This is a genomic window from Nannocystis exedens (genome assembly GCF_002343915.1).
In the GTDB taxonomy this organism is placed as follows: Bacteria; Myxococcota_A; Polyangia; order Nannocystales; family Nannocystaceae; genus Nannocystis; species Nannocystis exedens.
This window is the reverse complement of record NZ_NETK01000002.1, coordinates 308651-334334: the sequence shown is the minus strand read 5'-3', so window position 1 is coordinate 334334 and position 25684 is coordinate 308651. Positions and strand designations below refer to the sequence as shown.

Below are 25684 nucleotides of genomic sequence, written 5' to 3'. Positions count from 1 at the left end.
TCGATGTCCCAGGCCCGTTGGCGCGGCGGCCGATCACATAAGACCGAGAGGACATGTCCGAACAGACACGTCCTCTCGGCTCGTCCTGGCGACCGCCGCCCACGAATGAAAAGAAATGTTCGGCCCTTCGGACCACCCGGCAGGCGCCATCCAGATTGGAATGGGCAGCTCCGGCCGGCCGACCGCCCCGATCAAAAACCCTGGTCCCCAGCACAGGTCGACCGCCGCCCCCTCTCAAAAACCCTGGCTTGCCAGCGCAGGTCGACCGCCACCCCCTTTAAAAAACCCCAGACAATCGAGCCGCCCGGGCTGACCACCGCCCCTATTTCCACCCTACCCCTCGGGCCCCCAGGCTGACCGCCGCTCCCTATCAAGACCCCAGACAATCGAGCCGCCCGGGGCTGACCACCGCCCTATTCAACCCCTTCGGGCCCCCAGATCGACCGCCGCCCCCGTTGAATTCCCGGCTCCTCGGATCGCCCGGGCGACCCCCGTCCCTCCATTGGATTCCTCGCCCCTTGCGGCCGCCCGGGCGACCGCCCCGCTCCCATGCACCGGCGGTCTCTCGACCGACCCTCGTCCCGCCGCTCACATAGGATCGAACGGACATGTCCGCCCGGACATGCCCGCCTCGCCCCCAGGTGCTGTCATTTGCAGGACTCGGCCAGCGCCGTCTTCACCTTCGAGCTCGGGCGCTTGGCGAGGATCTGCGCCGCCTTGGCCTGCGCCTCGCTCGCCCGCCCCATCCCGCACAGGGCGCGGATCCGCCGCTCGTCGAACTTGTCGACCAGCTGTCCGCCCGGCAGCTCCTTGTCGTGCTGCTCGACGTAGGCCAGCGCCTGGGCCCAGTTGCCGGCCTTGAGCGCCTTGTCGATCGCGCTGAGGTACTCGAGCTCGACCAGCACGCGACCCGGGTCGGCCGCGTCCGCCTGCTCCTTGCGCTTGGCCAGCGGGTCCTCGACCGGCTCTACTTTTTTTACGCCGCCCGAGCCCGACTTCGAGCCCGAATCCGCCTTCTCCGCCGGCGGCTTCTTCGGCGTCGACGGGGTCTGGGACTTGCCCGCCTTGCCCGACTTGGGCGTCGGCGTCGGCTTCGGCGTCCCTGGTGCAGGGGTGGTCGGGGTGGTCGGGGTGGTCGAGGTCGTCGGGGTGGCCGGCGTCGTGGCAGGCGTCCCAGGCGTCGGCGTCGTCGCAGGCGGCTCGGGCACGACCGGCGGCGCGACGGTCTCGGGCCCGTCGGCCGGTGGCGGCGCGACAGGCTCGGTCGGAGCCTCCGGCTCGATCGTCGGCTCGATGTTCGCCGGGGCCTGCGACCGCTGCCAGGCCAGATAGCCGCCTCCTCCCGCGATCCCGAGGACCAGCAAGCTGACCACCACGAGCGCCATCGACCCGGGCACCAGCCGCCGCGGACGCTCAAGCAGGTCGCGCTCGGGCACGTCGAGGTCGGCCACGATCGAGCGCGAGCGCTGCGGCGCGGATGCCGGCCGCCCTTGCCCCGCCACGGCCGGCTGCGGCCCCGGCGGGGGTCCCCAGTGCTGCCCTGGTGGCTGTCCGGCGACCGGGGGCGCGAATGGTTGGGGCCCCGGCGGGATCTGTCCCCAAGGACCTGTCCCGGGTGCCATCCCCGCGCCTTGCAGCCCGGGCGGCGGCCCTACAGGAGAGGGCGCGAATTGCGACCCCGGCGATGGCTGTCCCCAAGGACCTGTCCCCGGAGCGATCCCCGCCCCGGGCGGCGGCGGCGCCCCCTGCTGCCCGGGAAGCGGTTGTCCCCAGGGACCTGTCCCCGGAGCCATCACTCCTCCCTGCGGCGGCGCCGCGCCCTCCGGAGGCGGTTGTCCCCAAGGACCTGTCCCCGGAGCCATCACTCCTCCCTGCGGCGGCGCCTGCGGTCCCGGCGGAGACTGTCCCCAAGGACCTGTCCCCGGAGCCATCACCCCCCCCTGCGACCCCGGCGGCGGCGGCGCCTGCGGCCCCGGAGGCGGCTGTCCCCAAGGACCTGTCCCCGGAGCCATCCCCCCCCCCTGCGACCCCGGCGGCGGCGCCTGCGGCCCCGGAGGCGGCTGTCCCCAAGGACCTGTCCCCGGAGCCATCACCCCACCCTGCGGCCCCGGCGGCGGCGAAGCCTGCGGCCCCGGAGGCGGCTGTCCCCAAGGACCTGTCCCTGGAGCCATCACCCCACCGGGAGGATGACCCGAGGGACCTGTCTCCACAGGCATTGGCGGCACCGCCTGTCCGGCGAGTACGCCGCCGACGGCGAGCGGCGCTCCGCTCCCCGCCACCGGGCTCCCCAGTCCGCCACCTGGCGGCGTCGCCGCGCTCGGGGGCGCCCCCGGGCTCGCGGCCGGCAGAACCGCGCCCACCGGCGAAGCCGAGGACGGCGGTCCACCCGCGGGCGATCCCCACGGCCCCGCCACGGGCGACCCCTGCGCGACACCTGGCCCGCCTGCAAACTGCAGCCCCGGCGCGGCACCTGGCCCGCCTGCAAACTGCAGCCCCGGCGCGGCACCTGGCCCTCCTGCCATCTGCCCACCCGGCGCGGCACCTGGCCCTCCGGCCATCTGCGGACCTGATCCCGGCGCGGCCCCTGGCCCTCCGGCCCTCTGCTGCCCCGGCTCCGCACCTGGCCCTCCGGCCATCTGCAGACCGGGCGCCACACCCGGCCCTCCGGCCATCTGCTGCCCCGGCTCCGCACCTGGCCCTCCGGCCATCTGCAGACCGGGCGCCGCACCCGGCCCTCCGGCCATCTGCTGCCTCGGCTCCGCACCTGGCGCTCCGGCCAGAGGTGCACTCGCCCCCGATACAGCCCCGCCCTGCGACCCCGCACCGATGCCGGGCGGAGCTGGCCAGCTCCCCGGCGCGCTCGCGCCGATCCCGGGCGGTGGCCCCCACGCCGGGGCACCACCTGCACCTGCCAGCGGCGCACTCACCCCCGGCGCAGCCCCGCTCGGTGCTCCCGCGCCCATCGCAGGCGGAGCAGGCCAGCTACTCGGTACGCTGCTCGCGCCGGGCCCAGGCGGCGGTCCCCACGCCGGGGCATTGCCTACCCCTCCGGCTGGCCCACTCGCCGCCGGCCCAGCCCCGCCGACACCGCCTTGCGTCCCCGCGCCGATACCGGGCGGAGCAAACCATCCGCCCGGAGCGGCGCCTGTTCCTCCGGCCACTTGCGCACTCGCGCCGAGCCGGGGCGGCGGTCCCCACGCGGGTCCCCCACCTGTCCCTCCGGCCATCTGTGCATTCGCCCCCGGCGCTGCCGCGCCCTGCGGCCCCGCGCCGACCCCGGGCGGAGCAGGCCAGCTGCCGGGCACCGCTCCTGGGCTCCCGCTGCTCGGAGCAGAACCTGTCCCTCCGGCCATCTGCACGCTCGCACCGGACCCGGGCGGCGGTCCCCACGCGGGCGCACCACCTGTCCCTCCGGCCATCTGCGCATTCACCCCGGGCCCTGCGCTGCTGGCAGCGCCCGGCGTCCCGGCGCCGATCCCCGGCGGAGCAGGCCAGCGACCCGGCGTTGCCCCTGGAGCCCCACCGGGCGCAGCAGAGCCTGTCCCTCCGGCCATCTGCGCATTTGTACCGACCCCGGGCGGCGGCCCCCACGCGGGCGCACCACCTGTCCCTCCGGCCATCTGCGCACCCGCGCCGACCCCGGGCGGTCCTCCCGCAGGCGCACCACCTGTCCCTCCGGCCATCTGCGCACTCGCAGCGCCCCCGGGCGGCGGCCCCCCACCGGTGCGCCACCTGTCCCTTCGGCCGCTTGCGCACGCGTCCGCTGGGCTTCGCCGGGCGCTGCGGCAGGAGCATCTCCCGCCCCGCCGGCCAACAGCGCACCCGGGCTCAGCCCCGCGACGCCGAGCGGCGACCCGCCCGCTCCCGCAGCGCCCGCCCCCGGCGCTCCATCTGCACCCGCAGCAGCGGCCCCCGCCTGTCCCGCCGGACCTGTCCCCCTCGCCATCTCCGATGCGGCCGCCGGCAGCGGCCCGCTCGACGCTCGCCGCAAGTCGATCGGGATCACCCACTGCGAATGCGCCGGCTCGGCCCCCTCCGGCGTCGACGAGCGCGGCGCCAGCCGGGCTCCGAGGGCCGCCAGCTGCAGGTCGCGCTGCACCGGCGGGGGATCGAGCGCCCGCACCAGATCGTGGAGCACCTCCTCCGCGCCGGCTGCCGCCGTGGCCGCGGCGAAGTCCCGCACCAGCTCGACCACCTGCGCCCGCGCCGTCTCGAACCCGACGCCGAGCTCGGCCGAGATCTCGGGCACTCGCAGGCCGCCGACCTCGGACAGCACGAACACCTCGCGCGCCTGCGGCGAGAGCCCGGCGACGAATTTCGTCAGCACCTCGACGCCGGGGAACTCGATCGGCACGTCCACGGTCGCGGCGGGCAGCTCCTCGCGGTACCACTCGGCCACTCGTCGAGCCAGCGTGACCAGCCGCGAGCGCGCGATCGCCGGCTCGCGCAGGTCCTCCCCCCGGGCGTGGGCCATCACGAACGTCTGCAGGGCCACGTCGTCGAGCACGGACGACGGGATCCCGAACAGCCGCGCGGCGGCTCGCACCGTGCCGAAGTGCTGGTGAAACGCATCGCGCAGCCCGTGCGCATCGGATTCGGCGGCCTTCGTGGGATCGGTCAACGCGTCCGCGAGTATGCCCGCACGGCACGCCCCGGTGCTAGCCTGCCGACGTGGCCACCTACGGGCTCGTCCTCACCGGCGGCGGAGCGCGAGCCGCATATCAGGCGGGCGCCCTACACGCCCTCGCCGAGCTCGCCGGCGTCCGCGAGCTGCCCTTCCGCGTGCTCGCGGGCGTCTCCGCCGGGGCGATCAACGCCGCCTTCCTGGCCGCGCACGCCGACGACTTCCCCCGCGCCGCGCGGATGCTGCGCGACTTCTGGCACCGGCTCACGCCCGACCACGTGTATCGCACCGACATGCCCCGGGTGGCCGCGATCGGCTCCAGCTGGCTGCGCGACCTCAGCCTCGGCGGCCTGCTCGGCGCGAGCCCGACCAACTATCTCCTCGACACCGCGCCGCTGCGCGGCCTTTTGGCCGACCGTCTGCCGCTGACGCGGATCGGCGAGCACCTGAGCTCCGGCCGCCTGCGCGGACTCGCGGTCACCGCCACCAACTACCTCACCGGCACCGCCGTCACCTTCTTCGAGGCCGACGCCGACGCGCGCCCATGGGTGCGGAGCACCCGGCTCGGGCGACGGACGAAGTTGCGCCTGGAGCACGTGCTCGCCAGCGCCGCGATCCCGCTGTTCTTCCCCCCGGTCGCCATCGACGGCGCCTTCCACGGCGACGGCTGCGTCCGCATGCACGCGCCCACGAGCCCCGCGATCCACCTCGGCGCCGACCGCTTGCTGGCGATCGGCATCCGCTACGCCCGCACCGGCGATCAGACGCTACGGCTCAACGACGAGGCCCGCAGCGACCGCCTGGCCGTCGCCGACATCGTCGGCGTCCTGCTCAACGCCGTCTTCCTCGACTCGCTCGAGGCCGACCTCGAGCTGCTCGAGCGCATCAATCAAACCATCGCCCACGTCCCGCGCGAGCGCCACCCCGACATCCCCGGCCGCCTGCGCCCGATCCCGGTGCTGGCCCTCCAGCCGTCGCAGGACCTCGGGCGCATGGCCGTCGATCGGTACGACGAGTTCCCGCGGGTGGTCCGCTACCTCCTGCGGGGCATGGGCGCCACCGGCGAGCGCGGCTGGGACCTGCTCTCGTACCTGGCCTTCGAGCCAGGTTACACCCGCCGCCTGCTCGATCTCGGCTACAGCGACGTCATGGCCCGCCGCGACGAGCTCGCCGCCTTCCTCGCCGACCTCTGACCGCTCGCGCATGTCCCTCCAGACATGCCCGTGAGGACCTGTCCCTTCTGACCTGTCCTTGCGTCACAGCGCGCGCTGGCCGGCCTCGACCAGCGCCCGCAGCCCGAACACCATCGCCGCGAGGATGCCGGCCTGAGCGGCGAGCACCAGCACTGCGTTGCCCCGGGTCACCCCGGCCACCCCGGCCGCCATCATCAGCCCGCCGCCGATCAGCGCCGCGTAGACCGCGGAGCCGAAGAACGGGCGCGCCTCCGGGGCGCCGAGCAGCGGGACCAGGGCCAGCGTCAGGAACAGGAGCCCGAAGCTGAACCGCGCGACCAGGCCGAAGAAGCCGGCGTACCCGCGGAAGCGGGTCAGCAGCGGGAGCACGGCCTGGAACGCGCCGACCAGCGGCACCAGCCACAACGCCAGCCGCGTGGCGCCGAGCGCCGTCGATGCCATCGTCACCTCGGCCGGGGCCATGCCGGTGGCGGCCACGGTGTCGAGGATCTCCTTCGTCGAACCGACCAGGCGCGAGAGGTTGCGCAGGCTGGGCCCCGCCGCGAACATGTCGAGCTGCTGCAGCGCCGGAGCGATCAGCGGCTTCACGCTGTCGAGCTCGCGCGAGCCCTCGATGTGGCGCCGCATCGACTCGACCCCGAACGCGTCGGCCGTCGCCGGGCCGCCGGCGTGCAGGTCCACGAGCGGGAGGAAGAACGACGCGGCGAGCACTGCCCCGCCGATCGACGCGATCACTTTGGTCAGGCTCAGGGGCCCATCGGTCACCCGCACAGGCTAGCGGGGCGCGCGCGAGCCCGAAAGTCCCGCTTGCACGGGCGCGCCCGCTCGCGTCCCATGACCGCGTGCACCCCCGCCCTGGCCGTCCCCACCTCCGCGTCCGCGCCGCCCTCGCCGTGGTCGCCGGCCTCGGCGTCCCTGCCCTCGCGGACGCGCACGAGCGCGGCCTGTCGCGGGCCGAGCTCCGGATCGCCGGCGCGCGGCTCACCGCCGAGCTGGTGTTCGCCCGGCCCGAGATCGTCGAGCTCGTGCCCGGCGCCGACGCCGACCGCAGCGGTCAGCTCGACGAGTTTGAGCTCCTGTCCGTCGAGACATTGCTCAGCGAACAGGTCCTCGCCGGCATCCAGATCTTCCGCGGCGCGGCCGCCTGTCCCGGCGCGGTCGAGAAGATCGCCTTCGTCGAGGAGGACGGCCTCGCGGTCTCGGTCGGCTTCACCTGCCCCGGCCCGATCGACGCCTTCACCGTCCGCTTGCCGCTGCTCGCCCGCCTGGCCGGCGGCCACCGGCTGCTCGGCCATGTTGTCTTTCAGGACATGTCCTCGCGGCCAGATATCCCGCCGCTCGACTTCGTCGCGCACCGGCGCAGATCCGCGCTGACGATCCGCCGGCCCGGACCCGCGCCCGCCGCTGCCCCGCCGCTGCCGGCTCCGCCCCCCGTCGCCGCGCCGGAGCCCGCTCCCGCTCCCGCGCGGCCACGCTGGCCGTGGCTGGTCCTCGCGGCCGCGCCCGCGGGCCTCGCGGCGGTTTTCCTGCTCCGGCGCCGCGCTCCGCGTAGGATCGCCGGGTGACCGACGCCGACATCCGCGAGCTCGTCCGCCACGGCGCGACCATCGAGGCCATTCGCCGGCACCGCGCCCGCCACGGCGGCACCTTGATCGCCGCCCGCGCGGCGATCGAGGCGCTCCGCTGGGAGTTCACGCAGTCGTCCGGGCCCGCGCTCTCGGCCTTCGAGGCCGAGCTCGATCGACTGCTGCGCAGCAATCAGAAGATCCAGGCGATCAAGCGCTTCCGCGAGGTCCACGGCGTCGGCCTCAAGGAGGCGAAGGACGCCGTCGACGCGCGCGCCGAGGCGCTGGCGCGACGCCGCTGAGCTCGCGCGGAGATCGTCGCGCAGTGCGCCCGGCCGCAGGACGACAGCGTCGACCGGGGCGTCCCGATCGACCCGCAACGCACATGACCTTTCGGACGGACCGTCGCGTCGAAATTCTGGAGCGACGCCTCGATCAGCCATGACATGGCCTTTCAAACAGGTGGCAACGTCGAGACCCCTGGGAGTCGCGACCGACCAGCGCCACATGGCCTTCGGGCGGACCGTCGTGTCGAGACTGTTGAGTGACACGACGACCAGCACCGCAATGGCTGTTCCGGCATGACGCCACGTCGAGACCCCTGGGAGTCACGACCAACCAGCTCCGGACATGGCCTTTCGGGGACGGACCCCCGCCTCGGGGAGTTTGAGCGACCGACCCGTCCCGCACATGGTCTCGGACAGGCCTCTGCATTCCCCGCTTCTCGGCGTCGCCCGACCGGCCTGGGCGACCTCGAGCAGACAGCCTCGACCCTCACGCCGCGTTCGCCGGCTGTCGTCCGCGAGAGCCGCATACCGGCCAGAGCAACATCCTCGACGCGCCTGCCGAAGCGCCACGGCGAGCGCCTGGCGGGCCCGCCTTCGCGGCTCCCCCGGAGCCCTGGCACGGGACGAGTCCCCGCGAGCATCCGCGACGCGCGCGCCACGCTCGACCCCGCGAGCTCCGTCGGCCGCAACCGGCGCCGCGCGCAGCGCAGCGCAGCGCAGCGCAGCGCAGCGCAGCGCAGCGCAGCGGGCGCAGCAGCTCGCAAGCGACCAAACGACGAGAGCCGCCTTGCGGCGGCTCTCGGGCCATGAACTGGGCTGATTGAGTTGTGGGCGCGATAGGGTTCGAACCTATGGCTTCCACCGTGTGAAGGTGGCACTCTACCGCTGAGTTACGCGCCCGCAGCGGGTGGAGGCGCCTTATAGCCAACCTCGCGCCCGACCGCAAGCCCCCACGTTGAGCCTTCGGAGTCCCGCCAGCCTGAACCGGGCTGGTGGGCCGGCGGCCGCGGGGCGAAACCGCGGCCTGCCGCCGGGTTTCAGCCCGGCTCCATCCCGCGAGCCTGCTTGATGAGCTCGCGGAGCTGCTTCGCCCCGAGCTGGGCCGCGGCGGCGGCCAGCTCGTTGAGCAGCTCGGACTTGCCGCTGTTGCGGTGCTTCGTCTTGGGCAGAAGCTCGCTCGCGTCACACCCGAAAGCCTGCGAGAGCAGCAGCAGCGACTCGATCCGCGGCGCCTTGTAGCCGAGCTCGAGCTTGTTGACGGTGGTGACCGTCAGGCCGGTGGCCTTGGCGAGCTCTTCGATCGTCATGTGCGGCCGCCAGCCCGTCTCGTTCTGCCGCTTGCGGCGCGTCTTCGGCGGCGGCGTATTCATTCGCCACTGGCGAATGCGCTTGCCGATCTCTTGTGCAACTTCGTTCTCGTTCATGGTCCCGTCGCTCATCTGTGGTGGATTGGGGAGAGTCAGACCATGACACATGATTCCTGGCGCTTAGAACAGTCACCCAATGGAGATAACTCATGGGGGAATCCGGCCCCAGCGACAGGATCTCAGGGACCTGTCCTTCGGGACCGCCTCCAAGGGCCAGATCGCGCACCAGAACCTTCAGGCATGCCCCAAGTGACAGAACGGGAAGGCCAGGTGCCATGGGTCACATGCGCCCGTCGTCCCGCGCCTGGCCCTTGGCACAGGCGGTGGCGGCGCTGCGATCGTCGACGGCGTTCGGTCCGAGTGGTGCTCGCGCTCGCGACTCGGGGTCGGTGACTCGAGCCGATCTCTGCCGACGGCAGAGAAGCGCGCGTCGGCGATCACGGCCCTGCGGCCGGCGGCCGTTCGCGCTCCGGAGAGGTCGGACTACGGTCGGACCTCCGCCGGCGAGAAGCGCCGCGGAACCGGTCCAGGCGGGCGAGTACGGGCCCGCGCGGCGTTCTTCGCTATCGTGGAGACCATGCGCAGCGTCCGCCTCCTCGGGCTTCTCGTCACGGTCTCGCTCCTCCCTGCCTGCCCCATCGGCGACCTGTTCGGCGACGGAGAAACCGACGGCGACGACGATGACGACGGCAACGACGTGAACGGCTTCGTCTCCGCGACCGACGGCGCCACCGCGGGCGGGCCCGGCGGTGACGGCGGATGGGAGAGCGGCGATCAGCCGACGACCACCGGCATCGAGATGACGGGCGCCGACAACGAGCCCGAGGCCGGCTGTCCGTGCGCCGAGGGGACCGAGCTCGTGTACGTCCTGTCCGACGTCGGCTCGCTGTGGAGCTTCGATCCGAAGTCGGGCTCGTTCGCCTTCATCGCCGACATCCACTGCGGCGGCATGGTCGACACCTATTCGATGGGCGTCAGCCGCAAGGGTCGCGCGTGGATTCAATACTGGGACGGCGATCTCTACACCGTCGACCTCAACGACGCCAGCGACCCGGTGGAGTGCAAGGATCCGGGGTTCGTCCCCGGCAACCCGATGTTCCCGCAGTTCGGCATGGCCTTCGTCGCCAACAGCTTGAACGACCCGTGCGACAAGCTCTACGCCCACTCCGGCATCTCGCCCGACCTGCAGGGCCCGGACGTCGGAGCCCTCGGCGTCATCGATCCGCAGACCCTCGAGCTGTCGACGATCGCCGGCATCGATTATGCCTGGGGCGAGCTGACCGGCACCGGCACCGGGCGGCTGTTCGCCTTCCAGGGCTCGGCGCCGGCGATCCTCACCGAGTACGACAAGAACACCGGCGACGTCATCGACGTGTTGCCCCTGCCCGGCCTGAAGAGCGACAACGCGTTCGCCTTCGCCTGGTGGGGCGGCGACTTCTACCTCTTCACCTCCACCGGCGACTTCGTCACCAACAGCGAGGTCTGGCACCTCGACTTCGACAACAGCGACGACAGCGATCAGGCGCTCACGCTGCTCACCCAGGCGCCGATCCGGATCGTCGGCGCCGGCGTCTCGACCTGCGCCCCGCCCCTGCCGATGTGAGGCGCCACGGAGCACGAAGTACATGCCCGAGAGGACATGTCCTCCTCGGCCTGTCCTGACCGACACGTGACTCGGCCCGCGCCATGGGCACATATCTGCAGCGACGCGGCGCCCCGGAACCTGCGCTCGCGGCGGGCTCGGCCGTCCTCGCCGGGACGGCGAGAGTCACCGGGGCCGCGTGAATTGAGCGGTCATTCCCGCGTGGTCGGCGGCGGCGACTCCGATGACCGACCGCCGGCGCTCGCCCCACTCGATCGCAACGCCGTCGTCCGGGCCTCGCCCTCACGCCTGAGAAGCGATCCGTCGACCGATCGACGCCAGCGCGCCGCTCACTCGCTCGCGGCCAGGAACGCCGCCGCGCGGGCCAGCACCGCCGGGCGCCACTGCAGCACGCTGTGGGCCCCGCCGACCAGCTCCGGATCGATCCCCGGCAAGGCGGTCTCGGCGACGCCGACCAGCCCGTCGTTGTTGCCGGTGATCCAGCGCGAGTAGCCGCGCTCGCCCTTGCGCTTGCCGCCGGCGAGGATCAGCACCTGCGCGCTCGCGGGCGGCGGCGGCAGCATGGCCGCGTGATCGGGTTGCAGCACCTCGGCCGCGGCGCCGTACAGCCAGCGGAACGGCTTGAACCCGCGGAAGCGGGCGGCCAGCGCCGCGCCCTGGTTCGGCGGCGCCAGCATGGCCACCCGCTGGCGGAGCGCCTGCTCGGCCGCGCCGGGGCGCGCGAGATAGGCCCGCGCGACCAGCCCGCCCATGCTGTGGGTCAAGATCCCGAGCATCGGCACCTTCTGGCCTTCGAGCCAGGTGGCGATGAACTGCTCGAGCCGCTCCGCGTGGCGCTCGAGGCTGTCGCTGCGGGTCGCGTAGCCGAAGGCCGCCGCCTGGAAGCCGCGGTTGCGCAGGTAGCGGACCACCGGCCACAGGCCCACGCGCGAGCGCAGGGCCCCGTGGATCACCACCACCGGGATCGCCGGGCGCGTCACGTTCGCGGCGTCCACGGGCCACCCTCCCACTGGCGCGCCACGTTCGGCTGCGCCGTCGCGCGGGCGGACAGCATCCACCACGCCACCGCGGCCGCGAGCAGCAGCCCGAGGCCCGACACCTGCTGCAGCCGCAGCGGCCCGAGCGTCAGCGGCGACGCGTCGAAGCGCAGCGGCTCGAACACCACCGCACGCCCGAGCAGGAACACCGCCGCGACCGCGAGGGCCGTCTGGCCCGAGAACCGCCGGAGCCGGCGCACCGCCAGGCCGACGATGACCGCCACCGCGCAGGTCGCCGCGAGATAGAGCTGGACCGGATGCACCGGCGCCGACGACGTCTCGCTCAAGCCGGGCAGCCCGGGGAACGCCGCGGTGTGGAGCAGGAACGCCGGCGAGCCGGCCGGATACGTGACCCCGAGGACATGTCCGAAGTCACCTGGCCCCACGTACATGCCGAAGTCGGCGCCGGCGAAGAACGCCCCGACGCGCTCGATCAACCCGCCGAGCGCGACCGCCGGGGCCCAGCAGTCGAGCCAGGCCAGCGTCGGCACGCGGAAGCGGCGGCACCCGATCGCCGCCACCGCCAGCGCCGCGAACAGCCCGCCGAACACCGCCAGGCCGCCGGCCGGCAGCGAGCGCAGGTGCGCCAGCTCGAGCGCCTGGCCCTGCTGCAGCAGGTAGCTGGCGCGGGCCGCCAGCAGCCCGGCGATCGCCGACAGCACAAACACCGTGCCGAGGACCTCGGTCGGCAGCTTGTCGCGGCGGGCCAGCAGCAGCGAGACGAGCCAGGCCGTCACCAGCGCGACGGCGACCGCGAGCCCGTACGGTGTGATGGCCCACCCGAGACCCGGGAGGGTGAACAGCTCGGGCGCCATCGTCGCGGATCACTCTTCGGCGTAGACCGCCTCTTCCTTCTCCTGCGCCTCTTTACACTGAATGCACAGCGGCGTCTCCGGCCGTGCTTGCAGGCGCTTGAGCGAGATCGGCTCCTCGCACTCCTCGCAGGTGCCGTAGGTGTTCTGGTCGATCTTGCGGAGCGCGAGGTCGATCTTCTCCATCAAGAACTTCTCGCGGCCGCGCAGGCGGAAGCTGAACGCCTGCATGTACTCGCTGGACGCCTGGTCGACCTCGTCGAAGCGATCGTCGGGCGACAGCACCATGTCGCTCTCGAGCGTACGCTGTGCCTGACTGATGAGGGCGTTCCTCCGCTCGATGAGCATCGCGCGGAACTTCTCGTTCTGGGCTTTCGTCAAGGCCATCGTGACGACTCCGTCCTCTCGGGGGTGCGCACCTTGGAGATCCCCGGTGAGCCAGTGTGGCGCCCGGGCTCGCGGGTTGTCCAGGGCGGACCTCGAGAATGGGGCGGCAGGGTAGCTTAGCGAGTGTCCTGGGTAAACACCCCGCGGACAAAGAAGCGAAGGAGTTCGTCAGCGAGCCGATCCGGATCGGCGAAGGGCGTGGGCGGCGCCGCAGAAGCGACACCGAGTTCGCCTGGCTCGCTCGCTTCGGTCGAGGTCGGGGGCTCGCTCGCTTCGCTCGCCAGCGCAGGCAGCGCGGTCGAGGTCGCGCGCCGACCCGCGAGCATGCGCGTGAGGATCTCTTTCAGCGCACCGAGAGCGCTGACGGCGATGATCGTCTCGTCGCACTCGCGTGCGATTCCGAGGCGATGACCGACGCGGACCGCCTGTCCGATCAGACCAATCACCTGCTCGTAGAAGAGGTCGAGCTGCGCCCGCGCCTCGGCATCGAGCGCGTCGTCGCGGAGCACGATCGTCGCGAGATCTTCGTGCTGCAGCACGGTGTGGATCACACGGCGAAAGTTGGCCCGCATCTGGGCCAGCGGTTCACCCTCCGCCGGGTCGAGCGAGATCTTGCGGACGCTGCCGCGAATGACCGCCAAAAACCCCGCCGAGAGAGCGGCGAAGATCTCACGCTTGCTGGTGAAGTAGAGATAGAAGGTGCCGCGCGCGATCCGGGCGGCGTCGATGATGTCGCCGACCGACGTCGCGTGGTAGCCCTTCTCTTTGAACACCTGGGTAGCGGCCGCCAGGATGAGCCCGCGACGCTGCTCCCGCCGCGCCTGCGCACGCGCAGAACGGCCGTCCGTACCGGCTTCGGCCTCGCTTGTGGCCGCTTCGTCCCCGGCTGAGTCCGGTCGCCCGGAGACCGGCCGCAGGCGGCCGAAATCGCGCGGATCACCGGCGGCGAGAGCGCCCTGTCCGCCTGTTCCTGTCCCCTCTTCCAGCCCCGGCGCGCCGTGGTCGGCGTCATGCTCGCGGTTGACAGCCAAACGCCGCGAAGCCTACCCTAAATTCCGCGATTTTCACCAGCGGAGACCACATCGGCATGGCTAGCTCGGACAAGCGCAAGCAGTCGCTCTATTTCCCCGAACAGATGCTAAAGGAGATCCAGGAGGAGGCTAACCGCCAGGACCGCTCGCTTTCGTGGATCGTCCAGAAGGCCTGGAAGATCGCGCGCAAGGACATCATGAAGTACCCCAGCGTCAACGAGCTCGCGGATGACGCCCCGGATGACGAGCGCGGGCGGAACGAGTAATCGCTCTCCCGACCCCCTGGCGGCCGGGCCGCTCGCGCTTCGCCTCCGGCGCGACGACGGTGCCTCGATCCGCCTGTTCGTCAGCGGCCCCAAGGACGCCCCCCCACCCGCGATCCTGATCCTCGACGGCCTCGGCTGCGCAGGATGGGCCTTCGAACGCATCGTGCCGCTGCTCAGCGAGCAGCGGCGCGTTGTGCTCATGCACTATCGCGGACACGGACAGTCCCCCGACCCGCCGCGGCCGTGGCGGCTCAGCATTCCGACGCTGGCCGACGACGCCGCGGCGGCGTGCGAGCACCTCGGCATCGGCCCGGTGGTCGCGGTCGGCTTTTCCATGGGCTTCCCCGTCGCGCTGGAGCTGTACCGCCGGCACCGCGAACGCGTGGCCGGCTTGCTCTCGCTGGCCGGGCCCAGCGGCCGCGTGCTCGACAGCTTCCAGGGCACGCAGAACTTCCGCCGCCTGCTGCCGCTCGCCCTCGCGGCCACCAAGATCGCCCGCGACGTCACCACCCGTACGTGGCGCAAGTGGCTGCCCTCCCCGCTCTCGCGCGAGCTCAGCCTGCGCAGCGGGCAGGTGAACGCCGAGCGCATCGAGGTCGCCGATCTCGAGCTGTACATGCGCGGCATCGCGGCGATGAACCCCGAGCTGTTCCTCGCGGTCGTCGACGAGGCCCAACGCCACAGCGCCGCCGACGTCCTGCCGACCATCACCGTGCCCACGCTGGTCGTCGCCGGGGCGCGCGACAACTTCGTGCCGCTGGCGACGATGCGGGCCCTGGTGGCCCAGATCCCCCGCGCGCAGTGGAAGGTCTACCCCGCCGCCACGCACGCGCTGCCGGCCGAATTTCCGCTCGAGATCGCCGACGAGATCGCCGGCTTCATCGACCACACCGTCGCGCCCTCGATGTCCTCACGGACATGACCGCGACATGGCCTGAAGGCCACCCCCACGCGAGCGCACCGGAGGAGCCCGCGGGAGCGAGCCCTCACCTGGGCTTGCCGCGACATGGCCTGGAGGCGTCCCGCACGCGGACGCGCCGCGGAGGCCCCGGCCTGCGGCCTTCACTTGGGCTTGGCGGTGGGCGCCGCGGAGCTGGCGGCCTCGTCCTTCTCGACGACGAAGCGGACCAGCTTCTTGATGGTGTTGTTGCGCTCGATGTTGCCGAGGATCTTGACCAGGTCGTCGTACGCCTTGGGGTCCTTGAGCAGCTTGCCGAGCGTGCCGTCGCCCTTCTCGATGGTGGAGACGACCTTGCTGACGTTGTCGAGCGTCTCCTCGAGGTCCTTCACCATCTCGCCCTTCGGGTCGTAGACGACCTTGGCGAGCAGGCTGCGGTTGTTCGGGTCCTTGAGGTCCTTGATGACCGTCGAGACGTCGGACATCACCTTGCGGCCGTCGTCGACCAGCGGCTGCAGGTTGTCGTCGATCTTCGTCATGCTGCTCTTGGCCTTGGCGACGAAGCCGTTGAGGTTCTGCGCGGTGTCGCGGACGCTGCGGAGCGTCGCCCCGAAGTCACGCACGTACTGGTCGTCGTTGAGCAGCGCGCCGACCAGGCCCTTGCCCTCGGCGATCTGGCGCGACACCTCGTTGACGTTGGCGAGCAGGCCCTGGACGTTGCGAATCGTCTTCTCGTCGCCCATCGCCGAGGCCAGCTCGGCGATGCCGCCGATCGTCTCTTCGACCTTGCCGAACACGCCGTCGACGCGCTCCTTGACGTTGTCGAGCTCCTCGATGAGCGACGGGGTGGTCTGGATCCGGCCGCCCGAGGGGATCGGCGCGCCGCGGCCGACCGAGATCTGGACCAGCTGGTCGCCGAGCAGGCCGTTCTGCGACACCGTGGCGCGGCTATCCTCGCGGATGTGCTGCAGGCTGTCGGCGAACACGCTGAGGGTCACGCGGATGCGCTTGTGGTCGGTCGTGAAGCCGTCGCACACGCCCGTGTTGCCGGTCCACGAGACGCGGCGGTAGCGGCGGCGGAACTCCTGCGTGACGCACACCTCGTCCTCGCGGCACTGCGAGTCCTCCTCGCACGGCGGGTGGAGGTCCTTGTTGAAGGAGTACGCCTCGAGCTCGGCGCACTTGCCCTCGGGCGCGCAGAACATGGTGCGGTCGCAGTCGTCGGTGCGCTCCTGGCCGAACCGGCCGCGGTCCTCGGTCAGCGGGTTGCACGGGTACTCGAGCTCGACGAACTCGCGGTCCTGCACGACCCCGATCTCGATGCCCTCGAGCTGGACCGGACTGCCCTTCTTGAGGCCCGAGACCTGGCGGAAGTCGGCGTAGATGAGGCCCTTCTCCTTCCAGGTGCCCTTGCCCTGACCGATGATGAAGATCGACAGCACACCGACGGCGCCGAGGCCGATCACGAACAGGCCGACGATCAAGTTGAGGCGGGCTTCGTCCTTGCGGTTGGCCATCAGTCCTGGTCCTCGTGATAGATGCCGTTGATGAACTCGTGGACCTCGGGCGCCGGGTTCGCCTGCATCTCCTCCGGCGTGCCGATGTGGGGGAACTTCCGCTGCCACAGCATCGCCACCCGGTTCGAGCACTTCCACGCGATCGGCATGTCGTGGGTCACGACGATGCTGGTCACGCCGAGCTCTTTCTGCAGCTTCCGGATCATGTGGCCGATGCGCTCGATGTTGGCCGGGTCGAGGCCGGTCGTCGGCTCATCGTACAGGATCACCTCGGGCTTGATGGCGATCGACCGCGCGAGCGCGGCGCGCTTGCGCATGCCGCCGCTGAGGCTGGCGGGCATCCGGTAGAGGATGTCCTTGTCGTACCCGAGCCCCACCATGTCGAGGCACTCCCTCGCTCGCTCGAGCATGTCCTGGTCCGACATCTTGGTGTGCTCGCGCAGCGCGTAGGTGACGTTGTCGAGCACGCTCATGGAGTCAAAGAGCGCGCCGCCCTGGAACACCATCGCCACGTTGCGCCGCAGCTCGCGGAGCTCCTCGGCGTTCATGTCGCCGACCTCCTTGCCGCGGTAGAGCACGTGGCCGGCGTCGTACGGGAGCAGCCCGATCATCAGCTTGAGGCACACGCTCTTGCCCATGCCGCTGCCGCCGATGATCGTAAACGTCTCGCCCGCCTCGACCCCGAAGCTCATGTCTTCGTAGATGATGTTGTCGCCGAAGCGCTTGTAGACGTTGCGGAGCTCGATGATCGGCGCCATGGCGAACTATCCGACCGGCAGGAAGATCGTCGTCAGCACGAAGTCGAACACGATGATCGCCACGCTGGTCGCGACCACGGTGTTGGTGGTGGAGATACCGACGGCCTCGGTGCCGAACTTGGTCTGGAAGCCCTGATAGCAGCCGATGAGGCCGACCAGCAGGCCGAACGTGAACGACTTCACGAGGCCCGAGATGTAGTCCATCGGGTACAGCTCGTCGATGTACGTCTCGTAGAAGTACTCGGCCGGGACGTCGAACACGAAGTCGGCGATGAAGGCGCCGCCGATCAACGCCAGCACGTTGCCGTAGACGTTGAGCAGCGGCAGCGTGACCGTCGACGCCATGAGGCGCGGCCACACCAGCTTCTTGATCGGGTCGGCGCCGAGCGAGGCGATGGCGTCGATCTGCTCCGACACCTTCATCGACCCGAGCTCGGCGGTGATGCCCGTCGCGATCTTGGCGCCGATCGTCAGCGCCATCAGCGTCGGCACCAGCTCGCGGACGAGCGCGAGCGCGGCCGCCGAGCCGACCGCGTTCTTGGCGCCGAAGCCCATCAGCGCCTCGCCGAACTGCCACGTCAGCGCCATGCCGACGAACACGCCCATCAGCGTCGACAGCGGGAGGCTGCGGATCCCGAGCGCGACGATCTGGCGGAAGACGTCGTAGATGCCCCACGGCCGCTGGACGCCGCGGACCAGCGCCCGCCCGAGCAGGAGCGAGATGCCGCCCGCCCAGTCGAAGCCGGCGCGGACCTCTTTGCCGATGTATTCGAACGGACCGCGCACGCTCACCCGCCCCGGATCGGGAAGGTAAAACCGTTGACGACCTTGGCGAAGTCGCCCCGCCCGCTCTCGAAGCTGCGCGGCGGCGCGATGTACTCGAGGTCGAACAGGCAGCCGTCTTTCTTCACCACGTAGATCTCCATCTGGGTCTTGACGACCCCGTCGATGGAGGCGAGCACGACGGTGCGCACCGCGTCGCGCTGGACCAGCGTGACGCGCTCCTGCGACAGCACCTCCCACTCACGAAAATCGATGCGCAGGTGGTCGGTGAACTGCTCGAGCGAGCTGTCGCCGTGCATCTCGCACTGGCTGTCGAGGACGATGACGGCGTCGAGCCCTTCACTGTACCACGCGACCTGGGTGCCCTTTTGCGAGAGCGGACGCCAGGCCGAGCCGGGGCTTCCGAAGCTGTAGGTCGCTTCATGCGAGACCGACGTCTCACGGCGCTTGTAATAGGTGTTACCGTAGCCGACCCAGCCGCTGCACCCCGTAGCCACAACGGAGACGAGGGCGACGCCGAGAAGGACCTGGGGGGAGCTGGAGGGCCGCACGGGCGGCGCCAGTGTAACAGCGTATGCGGAGCCAGCACCACGGCGCGCCTGAGCAGCCCAGACATCCACTCGAGGTCAATCGGCCCCGCCCGCTGACAGCCACAGATCGGCCAGCGCGAGGTGATGCTCGGCTCCCCAGGCGGCCCCGAGGCCAGGACAGGGACCGTGGGGCGAGGCGCCGGCGAGGTCTGTCGACCACACACGGTAAGACTGGAGCAAGGACAGCGTCTCGGGGTGCGGGTGGCAGTAGGAATTGTCGCCGCCCGCGGAGATGACGACCAGCGCGGGCGCTGCAGCGGCGAGAACGGCCTGGGAGATCCCGGTGCGGCTGCCGTGGTGGCTGGTCCACAACACGTCGACGGCGCCGCATGCCCGCGCAGCGGCCTCGACCTGGACGAACGGGAGATCGCCTGGAGCGAGGAGCGTGGTGCCTTCCACCTCGATGCACAGGGCCAGACCGCGCTCGTTTTCGGCCGCACGCTCCGGCGGCGAACCCGCCGCGACGACGCGGACGACCATGCCCGGCGCGTCCCAGCGATCGCCGGGACGCGCGGTGGTCCGCGGGCCGGCAGTTGCCGCATAGGCGACCGCGGCCGGCGTCTCGGGCAGGTCGTCGAGGCCGCGATCCCAGCGCTCGCGCAGCTCGAGGTCGTCGTCGGTGCCGGCGAGGTTGTCGGGCCCGGCGAGCACGCGGACGAAGCCGCCGATGTGGTCGTTGTCGAAGTGGGAGAAGATCCAGAGGTCGACCGCGGCGAGGCCGTGCGCGGCCAGGGCGGCCAGGATCGGCTCGCTCGCGGCCGGCGGACCGGCGTCGACGAGCACGGCGTGGCCCTCGCGGCCGACGAGCAGGAGCGACGCGCCCTGGCCGACGTCGATGAAGTGGAAGCCGGGGCCGGGGGGCGGCGGCGCGAGCCCGGGACCGATGTCGAGCGGCGCGAGCGGAGCCGCCGCGGCGAGCGAAAGCGAGAGGAAGAAGTTCGAATGCACACGGGGAGGTCGTCGCGACCCGGCCCGATTTTGCAGCGCAACTTTTTTTCGCGGCGATGCAAGAGCGAGCCCGGTTCGAACGACCTCACCGTGTGCATCCTGTCCTCGCTCTCTTCTTGTTGTTCTCGCCGCCGGCCGCCCACGAGCCGCCGGCGCTGCTGCTGCACGGCGGAAGCGCCGCGCCGCGAGCCTGGCTCGGAGCGGTGCGCTCGGCCTTGTGGGTCTGCTGGGACGACGGCAGCCGTCGCGGTGCTCCCGACCCGGCCTGCTGGCAGCGCGTCGATCTTCCGCCCGGCGCGCCCGATCCTCGCGAGGCGCGTGCGGCCTTCCTCGACGCCGCCACCGCGGTGGTGCGCGGGGCGGACGACGCGACGTTCGTGCTGACGCGCGGCGATCCGTCGCTGCAGCCCGCCGACTCGGCGATCGATCCGCGCGAGCGCCTGACGGCGATCGCTTGCAGTCCCAGCGGACATGTCCCGATCTACAGCCGCGGGCGCTGGGCCTGGGCGCCCTCCCCTTGCCCGTTGCCGGCAGGTCAGTGCGTCCGCGGCCCGGCGCTCGGCCGGCTGCGCCGTCCGGGCGGGCTCGACTTCTTCGTCAGCCTCGAGCTGCGGGCCCAGGCGCGCCAAGGCGTCGGAGCGGTCCACGAGGCGACCACGAGCGCGTCCGTGGTCGCCAGCCTCGGCGTCGCGTTCGACCCGCTGCGCTGGCTCGGTCGCCAGCTCGCCTGGCAGGAGCTGCATGCCGCCCGTCATCCGCAGCTGCGCGAGCTGCCGCCGACGCGCAGCCGCGGACCGCTGGCGATCGCGGAGCGCGAGGCCCTGGCGGCGATCGTGTGCGGAGGAGAGGTCCGATGATCGCGCTCCGCTCGCTCCTTCTATGGTCCCTGTCGCTCGCGCCGGCGCCTCCGCCCACGCCGGTGCCCGAGCCGGCCGCGCTCGAGCGTGCGCTGGCGGCCCTGCCGGCGCGGCCGACGATCGCCGAGGTCCAGCAAGCGGTGGTCCAGCGGCTGGCGCTCGGGCCCAGGAGCGCGCGTCGGCTGCTCGCGCGGGCGAGGGCCGCGGCCGCGCTGCCGAGCGTGCAAGGCGAGTACGATCAGACGATCGACCGCGACTACCAGCTCGACCAGGCCGCGGGCACGGCCGACGCGCTGACGCAGGACCTGGGCGCCGGGCGAGGCGCGAGGGTCCGGGCGACCTGGGAGCTCGGCCGCCTCGTCTTCAACCCCGACGAGCTGCGAGCGGCCCGGGCGATCCTCGACGCGGCCGCCGAGCGCGAGCGGGTGCTGGTGGCGGTCACCCAGCTCTACTTCGAGCGGCAGCAGCTCTTGCTCGAGATCGCCCTGCTCCCGGCCCGCGACGGCCAGGAGGCGATCGGTCGGCGAGTGCGGGTCGCCGAGCTCGAGGCCGTGCTGACCGGCCTCACCGGCCTCCGCTTCTGATAAGCTCCGCGCTCGTGAGCGTTTCGCGGCCCGCCAACGATCGCTTCGTCTGTGACCTCGCCGTCGAGCTCGACACCGGGCGCGCGCGGATCTCGGGGCGGATCCGGGACATCACCGAGGCGGGCCTGTGTTGCGTCGTGGGCGATCCGGTCGGCGCCGGCATCAACGTCACCGCGCATCTGCGGCTCGTCTTCGAGTGGGGCATGAGCGAGCCGCTGTCGCTGCTCGGGCAGGTGCTGTGGTTGACCCCGACCGAGGGGCAATATCAGGTCGGGGTCGCGTTCTCGCAGCCGACCCCCGACGTGTGGCAGCGGTTCGATGTGCTGCTCAAGATCCTGTTCGGCCAGATCAACCTGCCGACGCCGGCCGCGAACTGATCGCCCGGCGCGCGCGCGCGCGGGGGTGCAGATCGTGACGCGCTGTGCATCTGGGTGCACGCGCGGGGAAGGACGATGTTGCGGTCGGCGTGCATCCAGATGCGCACGGGCTGCGAGTCCGCGCCTCGGCCCGCCGGTCGTGACTGCGCTAACCGTGCGCCAATATTGACTCTTCTGCCGAGCTGACGGCATATCGTCCGAACCCTGCCCGAGGCTTGCAGGGCGGCCTGGCCGAGAAGGACGCCGCATGATCCCAGTCGCTCAAGCACCGTCGCCCGAGGGGGCATCCCGCGCCGAGAACCGTCGCGCCCTCAGCATCCTGGCCCGTTCCCTGTTCCGTCAGATGCGGGAGCAAGGCTACACGCCGGAGCAGATCGTCGCGCTGTCGTCGGAGCTGCTCGAGCTGGTGAGCCACGATCTTCGCCAGGTCCGCGAGGCGACGGATGCCCGCTGGGCCGCCGAGTAGCGGGCCCGACGCATTTCTGTTCGGCTGTCGGGGCCGTCGTCCGCCTGGCCCCTGACTGCGCCCTGAGAACTCACGCCTGTCGGCGTGGACTTGCCCGCGGAGGGTCGGTATGGGTCCGCCATGGCGACTACCGCAGACGCTCCGCGGGCGATAAGCACGCTTGACCGGCTCGACGTCGGCAATCGTCGAGTGTTCGTTCGGGTCGACTTCAACGTCCCTTTGAAGGACGGCCAGGTCCGCGACGACACCCGCATTTCAGCCACCCTGCCCACCCTCCGCAAGCTGCAGGAGCGCGGCGCCCGGCTGATCCTCGGCTCGCACCTCGGCCGGCCGGACGGCGCACCTGACCCGAAGTACTCGATGGAGCCGGTCGGCGCCCGCCTCGCCGAGCTGCTCGGCTGCGAGGTCCGGCTGCCCGACGAGGTCGTCGGCGACGGCGTCACCAAGCTGGTGCACGACACCCGCGCCGGACAGATCGTGCTGCTCGAGAACCTGCGCTGGCACCCCGGCGAGACCCGCAACGATCCGGCCTTCGCGCAGGCGCTGGCCTCGCTGTGCGACGCCTACGTCAACGACGCCTTCGGCGCCTCGCACCGCGCGCACGCGTCGATCGTCGGCGTGCCGGAGCTCGTCGCCGACAAGGCCGCCGGGCTCCTGCTGCAGGCCGAGGTCGAGGCGCTCGGCCGCGTGATCCACCACCCCGACCACCCGTTCGTGACCGTCGTCGGCGGCGCCAAGGTCAGCGACAAGCTGCCGGTGCTGCTGGCGATCCTCGAGCGCCTGCGGCCGGGCGACAGCATCCTGATCGGCGGCGCGATGGCCAACACCTTCCTCGCCGCGGCCGGCGTGGCCGTCGGCGCCTCGCTGCACGAGCCCGACCGGTTCGCCGACTGCAAGAACCTGCTGACCCGCGCCGGCGCCCGCGACGTGCGCGTGCTGCTCCCGACCGACCTGCGCGTCGGCGCCGGCACCAAGGCGACCTCGGCCCGGGTGATCCAGGTCGAGAGCGGCGCTCTCGGCGACGACGAGATGGCCCTCGACATCGGCCCGGCCAGCGCTGCGCGGTTCCGCGCGGCCATCCTCGGCGCCAAGCTGGTGTTCTGGAACGGGCCGATGGGGCTGTTCGAGAACTCGGTGTTCGCCGAGGGGACGCTCGCGGTGGCGCGGGCGGTTGCCGATTGCGGCGGCTTTACCGTGGTCGGCGGCGGCGACAGCGTCGCGGCCCTGCAGGACAGCGGCGTGGCCGACAAGATCGATCACGTCTCCACCGGCGGCGGCGCCTCGCTGGAGATGATCGAGTCCGGCGGCAGTTTGCCGGGCATCGATGTCCTGCTCACGAACCGGAGCGCGTGACGTGGCACGAGTTCGCTGGACGATCGGCAACTGGAAGCAGAACCTGTTCCGCGGCACGGCGGAGCTGCTGGCGACGGAGATCGTCGACGGCCTCCCACCCGAGCTGCTCGAGGGCCCGGTGCGCACCAAGATCGGCGTCGCGCCGACGATGGTCGCGCTCGACGCCCTCGCCCCGTGGAGCCGCCCGGCCGGGCCGCTGTACCTGTTCGGCCAGAACTGCGCGGCCCAGGAAGAAGGCGCCTTCACCGGCGAGGTCGGCCCGGGCCAGCTCGCCGATGTCGGCGTCCACGGCGCGATCATCGGCCACTCCGAGCGCCGGACGCATTTCCACGAGGACGACGCGCTCATCGCTCGCAAGGTCCTGTGCGCCCTCCAGGGCGGGTTGCGGGTCGTGCTGTGCGTCGGCGAGGGGCTCGAAATCCGCGAGAGTGGCAATCACGAAAACTTCGTGATTTCGCAGCTTTCCGCCTCACTTGCTGGAGTCGATCCTGAACTCTTCCAGGACCGCCTCGTCATCGCCTACGAGCCCGTCTGGGCGATCGGCACCGGCAAGACGGCCAGCGCCCGCGATGCCGGGGCCATGCACCGGAGGATCCGGACCTGGCTCACCGAGCAGTATGGCGCGACCGGCGCCGACAGATCGATCCTGTACGGTGGTAGTGTGAAGCCCGGAAACGCGGCCGGGCTCATGGCCGCGGGTGACGTCGACGGCTTCCTCGTCGGCGGGGCCTCGCTCGAGGCCGAAGCCTTCCTGCAGATCGTCCGGCTCGTCGCCGAGGCCAGCTAAGCCGAGCTCTCCATGTTCGACATCATCGTCACCATCGTCTCGGTCCTCTACATCCTGGTGTGCCTGTTCATGGTGCTGGTCATCCTGCTGCAGGCAGGGCGCGGCGGCATGGGCACGGCGCTCGGTGGCGGGGCCAGTCAGAGCGTCTTCGGCGGGGGCGGCAGCTCCGACGTTTTGGCAAAGGTTACGCAGATCTGCGCGATGAGCTTCATGGTCTTCGCGATGTTCCTGGCGTACGCCGGCAGCCACTCCGGGTCGGAGCGCCTGCAGGAGCGCAGCGAGGAGACGGCCCCTGCAGAGGAAGACGCCTCCGGCGAGATCAACTGGGAGGCGATCGGGCCCAACCCGGTCAACCTCGCAGCGTACACGCCGTCGGCCGGCGAGTCGGAGCCCGCCGAGGCCACGACCCCGCCGCCGGCCGAGGAGCCCGCTGCGCCGCCCGTGGACGCTCCGGCGGCCGATGCCGAGGCTCCGGCCGAGCCGACTCCGGCGGCCGACTCCGGCGCGGCTGCCGCGGCCGACTCCGCGGCGCCGGCTGGGGCCGACTCCGGCACCCCGGCCGCCGCAGCACCGGCGGATGCCGCCCCCGCCGAGGCCCCCGCGGGTGCCACCGCTCCGGCCGACGCAGGCGCTCCGGCTGCTCCCGCCAAGGCTCCGAGCAAGGCCCCCCGCAAGGCCAGCAAGCCTGTCCCCGCACCCGCCCCGGCAGCCGAGGCCCCGACGCCCGAGGCGGCCGAGGCGCCCTGAGCGATGCTGGAGCGCTTCGCCAAGGTCGAGGGCCTCGGCAACGATTTCCTGCTGCTCGACCGTCGTGACGCCTCACCGGCGGTTTTGGACGCGCTGGTGGCCCGCCTCCGCGCCGCGGCCCCTGCCCTCTGCGACCGGCGCCTCGGCGTCGGCGGCGACGGGATCCTCGTGGTCGGGCCGCCGCGCACCGCCGAGGCCGCGGCGACCATGATCGTCGTCAACCACGACGGCTCGCGCCCGGAGATGTGCGGCAACGGCCTCCGCTGCGTCGCCCTGGCGGTCGCCGGCGCGGTCCGCCGGCTCGTCATCGACACCGACGCCGGCCCCAAGCCGTGCGCGGTGCGGGAATTTTACCCCGGGACATGTCCTTCCGGGCAGGTGGCGATCGACATGGGCCCGCCCGACCTGCTCGGCCCGCGGCGCGTCGGCGACCGCTCGTTCGCGGCGGTGTCGATGGGCAACCCGCATGCGATCGCGTTCGTCACCTCCGAGGATCCGGAGGCGCTGGCGCGCGGCGACGGTCCTTCGATCGAGCGCGACCCGCAGTTCCCCGGTCGCACCAACGTCGAGTTCGCCCGCGTCGAGGCCGACGGCAGCATCACGCTGTGGGTATGGGAACGCGGCTGCGGGATCACCTCGGCCTGCGGGACCGGCGCGTGCGCCACCCTGGCCGCCGCGATCGCCGAGGGCCTCGCGCCCCACGCTCGCGACGTGGTGGTGCGGCTGCCGGGTGGTCCGCTGGTGCTGCGACAGGACCGCGCCGGCGGCTCGATCCTCATGACCGGGCCGGCGCGGGTCGCCTTCGTCGGCGAGGTCGAGGTCCCCGCGGCGTCGCCCGCCGCGTGAA

The 25684-nt window shown here is 71.9% G+C and carries 27 protein-coding genes and 1 tRNA gene; 14 read left to right on the top strand and 14 right to left on the bottom strand.

The window, feature by feature from the left end; genetic code table 11:
- Positions 1-647: 647 nt before the first annotated feature.
- The gene (locus NAEX_RS52610) at positions 648-1451 is read right to left on the bottom strand and encodes a hypothetical protein (protein ID WP_096334162.1); all 804 of its coding nucleotides are present in this window, start codon (positions 1449-1451) and stop codon (positions 648-650) included.
- A gap of 1976 nt (positions 1452-3427) precedes the next feature.
- On the bottom strand, positions 3428-4621 hold the full coding sequence (locus tag NAEX_RS45345; RefSeq protein WP_096334161.1) for an RNA polymerase sigma factor: 1194 nt from the start codon (positions 4619-4621) through the stop codon (positions 3428-3430).
- Positions 4622-4671: 50 nt separating this feature from the next.
- Between NAEX_RS45345 and NAEX_RS45340 the strand changes: the two genes are divergently transcribed.
- On the top strand, positions 4672-5817 hold the full coding sequence (locus tag NAEX_RS45340; protein ID WP_096334160.1) for a patatin-like phospholipase family protein: 1146 nt from the start codon (positions 4672-4674) through the stop codon (positions 5815-5817).
- A gap of 63 nt (positions 5818-5880) precedes the next feature.
- Here NAEX_RS45340 and NAEX_RS45335 read toward each other — a convergent pair whose 3' ends face one another.
- Positions 5881-6582 carry a hypothetical protein gene (locus NAEX_RS45335; RefSeq protein ID WP_143140183.1) on the bottom strand — a complete coding sequence of 234 codons (702 nt, stop codon included), beginning with the start codon at positions 6580-6582 and terminating at the stop codon, positions 5881-5883.
- 77 nt (positions 6583-6659) lie between these two features.
- Here NAEX_RS45335 and NAEX_RS45330 point away from each other — a divergent pair, with 77 nt between their 5' ends.
- Together NAEX_RS45330 and NAEX_RS45325 are read left to right on the top strand one after the other, a co-directional pair.
- On the top strand, positions 6660-7382 hold the full coding sequence (locus NAEX_RS45330; RefSeq protein WP_143140184.1) for a hypothetical protein: 723 nt from the start codon (positions 6660-6662) through the stop codon (positions 7380-7382).
- On the top strand, positions 7379-7684 hold the full coding sequence (locus tag NAEX_RS45325; protein ID WP_096334157.1) for a ribosomal protein L7/L12: 306 nt from the start codon (positions 7379-7381) through the stop codon (positions 7682-7684). Before NAEX_RS45330 ends, NAEX_RS45325 begins: the two co-directional genes overlap by 4 nt.
- An 813-nt stretch (positions 7685-8497) precedes the next feature.
- Here NAEX_RS45325 and NAEX_RS45320 read toward each other — a convergent pair.
- Both NAEX_RS45320 and NAEX_RS45315 read right to left on the bottom strand, forming a co-directional pair.
- A tRNA-Val gene (locus NAEX_RS45320) sits at positions 8498-8569 on the bottom strand.
- Positions 8570-8706: 137 nt separating this feature from the next.
- Positions 8707-9108 carry a helix-turn-helix domain-containing protein gene (locus NAEX_RS45315; RefSeq protein ID WP_170136585.1) on the bottom strand — a complete coding sequence of 134 codons (402 nt, stop codon included), beginning with the start codon at positions 9106-9108 and terminating at the stop codon, positions 8707-8709.
- A 505-nt stretch (positions 9109-9613) separates the two neighbouring features.
- On the opposite strand from NAEX_RS45315, the gene NAEX_RS45310 reads away from it, so the two are divergent.
- Complete coding sequence (locus tag NAEX_RS45310; protein WP_143140185.1) at positions 9614-10639, top strand: hypothetical protein; 1026 nt, start codon at positions 9614-9616, stop codon at positions 10637-10639.
- A gap of 329 nt (positions 10640-10968) precedes the next feature.
- On the opposite strand, the gene NAEX_RS45305 is transcribed toward NAEX_RS45310, so the two are convergent.
- The 4 genes from NAEX_RS45305 to NAEX_RS45290 all read right to left on the bottom strand — a co-directional run bounded on the left by NAEX_RS45305 (position 10969) and on the right by NAEX_RS45290 (position 13906).
- Positions 10969-11634 (bottom strand): esterase/lipase family protein, encoded by a 666-nt coding sequence (locus NAEX_RS45305; RefSeq protein ID WP_096334154.1) that lies wholly within the window; start codon positions 11632-11634, stop codon positions 10969-10971.
- On the bottom strand, positions 11616-12491 hold the full coding sequence (locus NAEX_RS45300) for a prolipoprotein diacylglyceryl transferase (RefSeq protein ID WP_096334153.1): 876 nt from the start codon (positions 12489-12491) through the stop codon (positions 11616-11618). The genes NAEX_RS45305 and NAEX_RS45300 overlap by 19 nt, the downstream gene beginning before the upstream one ends.
- 9 nt (positions 12492-12500) lie before the next feature.
- Positions 12501-12875, bottom strand: a complete 375-nt coding sequence (locus tag NAEX_RS45295; RefSeq protein ID WP_096334152.1) for a TraR/DksA family transcriptional regulator — start codon at positions 12873-12875, stop codon at positions 12501-12503.
- Positions 12876-12991: 116 nt separating this feature from the next.
- Positions 12992-13906 carry a TetR/AcrR family transcriptional regulator gene (locus NAEX_RS45290; protein ID WP_096334151.1) on the bottom strand — a complete coding sequence of 305 codons (915 nt, stop codon included), beginning with the start codon at positions 13904-13906 and terminating at the stop codon, positions 12992-12994.
- Between the two features lie 56 nt (positions 13907-13962).
- Between NAEX_RS45290 and NAEX_RS45285 the strand changes: the two genes are divergently transcribed.
- Both NAEX_RS45285 and NAEX_RS45280 read left to right on the top strand, forming a co-directional pair.
- On the top strand, positions 13963-14172 hold the full coding sequence (locus NAEX_RS45285) for a TIGR04563 family protein (RefSeq protein WP_096334150.1): 210 nt from the start codon (positions 13963-13965) through the stop codon (positions 14170-14172).
- Positions 14147-15094 carry an alpha/beta fold hydrolase gene (locus NAEX_RS45280; RefSeq protein WP_170136584.1) on the top strand — a complete coding sequence of 316 codons (948 nt, stop codon included), beginning with the start codon at positions 14147-14149 and terminating at the stop codon, positions 15092-15094. The genes NAEX_RS45285 and NAEX_RS45280 overlap by 26 nt, the downstream gene beginning before the upstream one ends.
- Before the next feature lie 140 nt (positions 15095-15234).
- Here the strand turns inward: NAEX_RS45280 and NAEX_RS45275 are convergent, their stop codons facing one another.
- The 5 genes from NAEX_RS45275 to NAEX_RS51780 all read right to left on the bottom strand — a co-directional run bounded on the left by NAEX_RS45275 (position 15235) and on the right by NAEX_RS51780 (position 19666).
- Positions 15235-16587 (bottom strand): MlaD family protein, encoded by a 1353-nt coding sequence (locus tag NAEX_RS45275; protein ID WP_096334148.1) that lies wholly within the window; start codon positions 16585-16587, stop codon positions 15235-15237.
- Positions 16587-17345 carry an ABC transporter ATP-binding protein gene (locus NAEX_RS45270; RefSeq protein ID WP_096334147.1) on the bottom strand — a complete coding sequence of 253 codons (759 nt, stop codon included), beginning with the start codon at positions 17343-17345 and terminating at the stop codon, positions 16587-16589. Before NAEX_RS45270 ends, NAEX_RS45275 begins: the two co-directional genes overlap by 1 nt.
- Before the next feature lie 6 nt (positions 17346-17351).
- On the bottom strand, positions 17352-18137 hold the full coding sequence (locus NAEX_RS45265) for an MlaE family ABC transporter permease (RefSeq protein ID WP_170136583.1): 786 nt from the start codon (positions 18135-18137) through the stop codon (positions 17352-17354).
- Complete coding sequence (locus NAEX_RS51785) at positions 18134-18679, bottom strand: hypothetical protein (RefSeq protein ID WP_170136582.1); 546 nt, start codon at positions 18677-18679, stop codon at positions 18134-18136. The genes NAEX_RS45265 and NAEX_RS51785 overlap by 4 nt, the downstream gene beginning before the upstream one ends.
- A gap of 75 nt (positions 18680-18754) precedes the next feature.
- Positions 18755-19666, bottom strand: coding sequence for a ComEC/Rec2 family competence protein (locus tag NAEX_RS51780; RefSeq protein ID WP_096334145.1), 912 nt, complete (start codon positions 19664-19666; stop codon positions 18755-18757).
- Positions 19667-19758: 92 nt separating this feature from the next.
- Between NAEX_RS51780 and NAEX_RS51775 the strand changes: the two genes are divergently transcribed.
- From NAEX_RS51775 to dapF, 8 genes are all read left to right on the top strand, one after another.
- Positions 19759-20523 carry a hypothetical protein gene (locus NAEX_RS51775; protein ID WP_170136581.1) on the top strand — a complete coding sequence of 255 codons (765 nt, stop codon included), beginning with the start codon at positions 19759-19761 and terminating at the stop codon, positions 20521-20523.
- A complete protein-coding gene (locus NAEX_RS51770) occupies positions 20520-21107 on the top strand; it encodes a hypothetical protein (RefSeq protein WP_170136580.1) in 588 nt (195 codons plus the stop codon). Before NAEX_RS51775 ends, NAEX_RS51770 begins: the two co-directional genes overlap by 4 nt.
- 14 nt (positions 21108-21121) lie before the next feature.
- Positions 21122-21484, top strand: coding sequence for a PilZ domain-containing protein (locus tag NAEX_RS51765; RefSeq protein ID WP_170136579.1), 363 nt, complete (start codon positions 21122-21124; stop codon positions 21482-21484).
- Between the two features lie 247 nt (positions 21485-21731).
- Complete coding sequence (locus NAEX_RS52605; protein ID WP_143140187.1) at positions 21732-21950, top strand: hypothetical protein; 219 nt, start codon at positions 21732-21734, stop codon at positions 21948-21950.
- Between the two features lie 120 nt (positions 21951-22070).
- Positions 22071-23303: a phosphoglycerate kinase gene (locus NAEX_RS45250; RefSeq protein WP_096334144.1), complete on the top strand. Its 1233-nt coding sequence runs from the start codon at positions 22071-22073 to the stop codon at positions 23301-23303.
- Positions 23275-24090 carry a triose-phosphate isomerase gene (gene tpiA, locus NAEX_RS45245; RefSeq protein WP_096334143.1) on the top strand — a complete coding sequence of 272 codons (816 nt, stop codon included), beginning with the start codon at positions 23275-23277 and terminating at the stop codon, positions 24088-24090. Before NAEX_RS45250 ends, tpiA begins: the two co-directional genes overlap by 29 nt.
- Positions 24091-24102: 12 nt before the next feature.
- Positions 24103-24837 carry a preprotein translocase subunit SecG gene (gene secG / locus NAEX_RS53565; protein WP_143140188.1) on the top strand — a complete coding sequence of 245 codons (735 nt, stop codon included), beginning with the start codon at positions 24103-24105 and terminating at the stop codon, positions 24835-24837.
- Positions 24838-24840: 3 nt separating this feature from the next.
- On the top strand, positions 24841-25683 hold the full coding sequence (gene dapF, locus NAEX_RS45235; protein WP_096334142.1) for a diaminopimelate epimerase: 843 nt from the start codon (positions 24841-24843) through the stop codon (positions 25681-25683).
- The last annotated feature ends 1 nt before the right edge of the window (position 25684 follow it).

What these genes read in the sequence shown, in the direction of transcription:
- NAEX_RS45315 (WP_170136585.1), bottom strand. Translation starts at nt 9,108, where the DNA reads ATGAGCGACGGGACCATGAACGAGAACGAAGTTGCACAAGAGATCGGC.
- NAEX_RS45310 (WP_143140185.1), top strand. Translation starts at nt 9,614, where the DNA reads ATGCGCAGCGTCCGCCTCCTCGGGCTTCTCGTCACGGTCTCGCTCCTC.
- NAEX_RS45300 (WP_096334153.1), bottom strand. Translation starts at nt 12,491, where the DNA reads ATGGCGCCCGAGCTGTTCACCCTCCCGGGTCTCGGGTGGGCCATCACA.
- NAEX_RS45295 (WP_096334152.1), bottom strand. Translation starts at nt 12,875, where the DNA reads ATGGCCTTGACGAAAGCCCAGAACGAGAAGTTCCGCGCGATGCTCATC.
- NAEX_RS45285 (WP_096334150.1), top strand. Translation starts at nt 13,963, where the DNA reads ATGGCTAGCTCGGACAAGCGCAAGCAGTCGCTCTATTTCCCCGAACAG.
- NAEX_RS45280 (WP_170136584.1), top strand. Translation starts at nt 14,147, where the DNA reads ATGACGAGCGCGGGCGGAACGAGTAATCGCTCTCCCGACCCCCTGGCG.
- NAEX_RS45275 (WP_096334148.1), bottom strand. Translation starts at nt 16,587, where the DNA reads ATGGCCAACCGCAAGGACGAAGCCCGCCTCAACTTGATCGTCGGCCTG.
- NAEX_RS45270 (WP_096334147.1), bottom strand. Translation starts at nt 17,345, where the DNA reads ATGGCGCCGATCATCGAGCTCCGCAACGTCTACAAGCGCTTCGGCGAC.
- NAEX_RS51770 (WP_170136580.1), top strand. Translation starts at nt 20,520, where the DNA reads ATGATCGCGCTCCGCTCGCTCCTTCTATGGTCCCTGTCGCTCGCGCCG.
- NAEX_RS52605 (WP_143140187.1), top strand. Translation starts at nt 21,732, where the DNA reads ATGATCCCAGTCGCTCAAGCACCGTCGCCCGAGGGGGCATCCCGCGCC.
- NAEX_RS45250 (WP_096334144.1), top strand. Translation starts at nt 22,071, where the DNA reads ATGGCGACTACCGCAGACGCTCCGCGGGCGATAAGCACGCTTGACCGG.
- tpiA (WP_096334143.1), top strand. Translation starts at nt 23,275, where the DNA reads ATGTCCTGCTCACGAACCGGAGCGCGTGACGTGGCACGAGTTCGCTGG.
- secG (WP_143140188.1), top strand. Translation starts at nt 24,103, where the DNA reads ATGTTCGACATCATCGTCACCATCGTCTCGGTCCTCTACATCCTGGTG.
- dapF (WP_096334142.1), top strand. Translation starts at nt 24,841, where the DNA reads ATGCTGGAGCGCTTCGCCAAGGTCGAGGGCCTCGGCAACGATTTCCTG.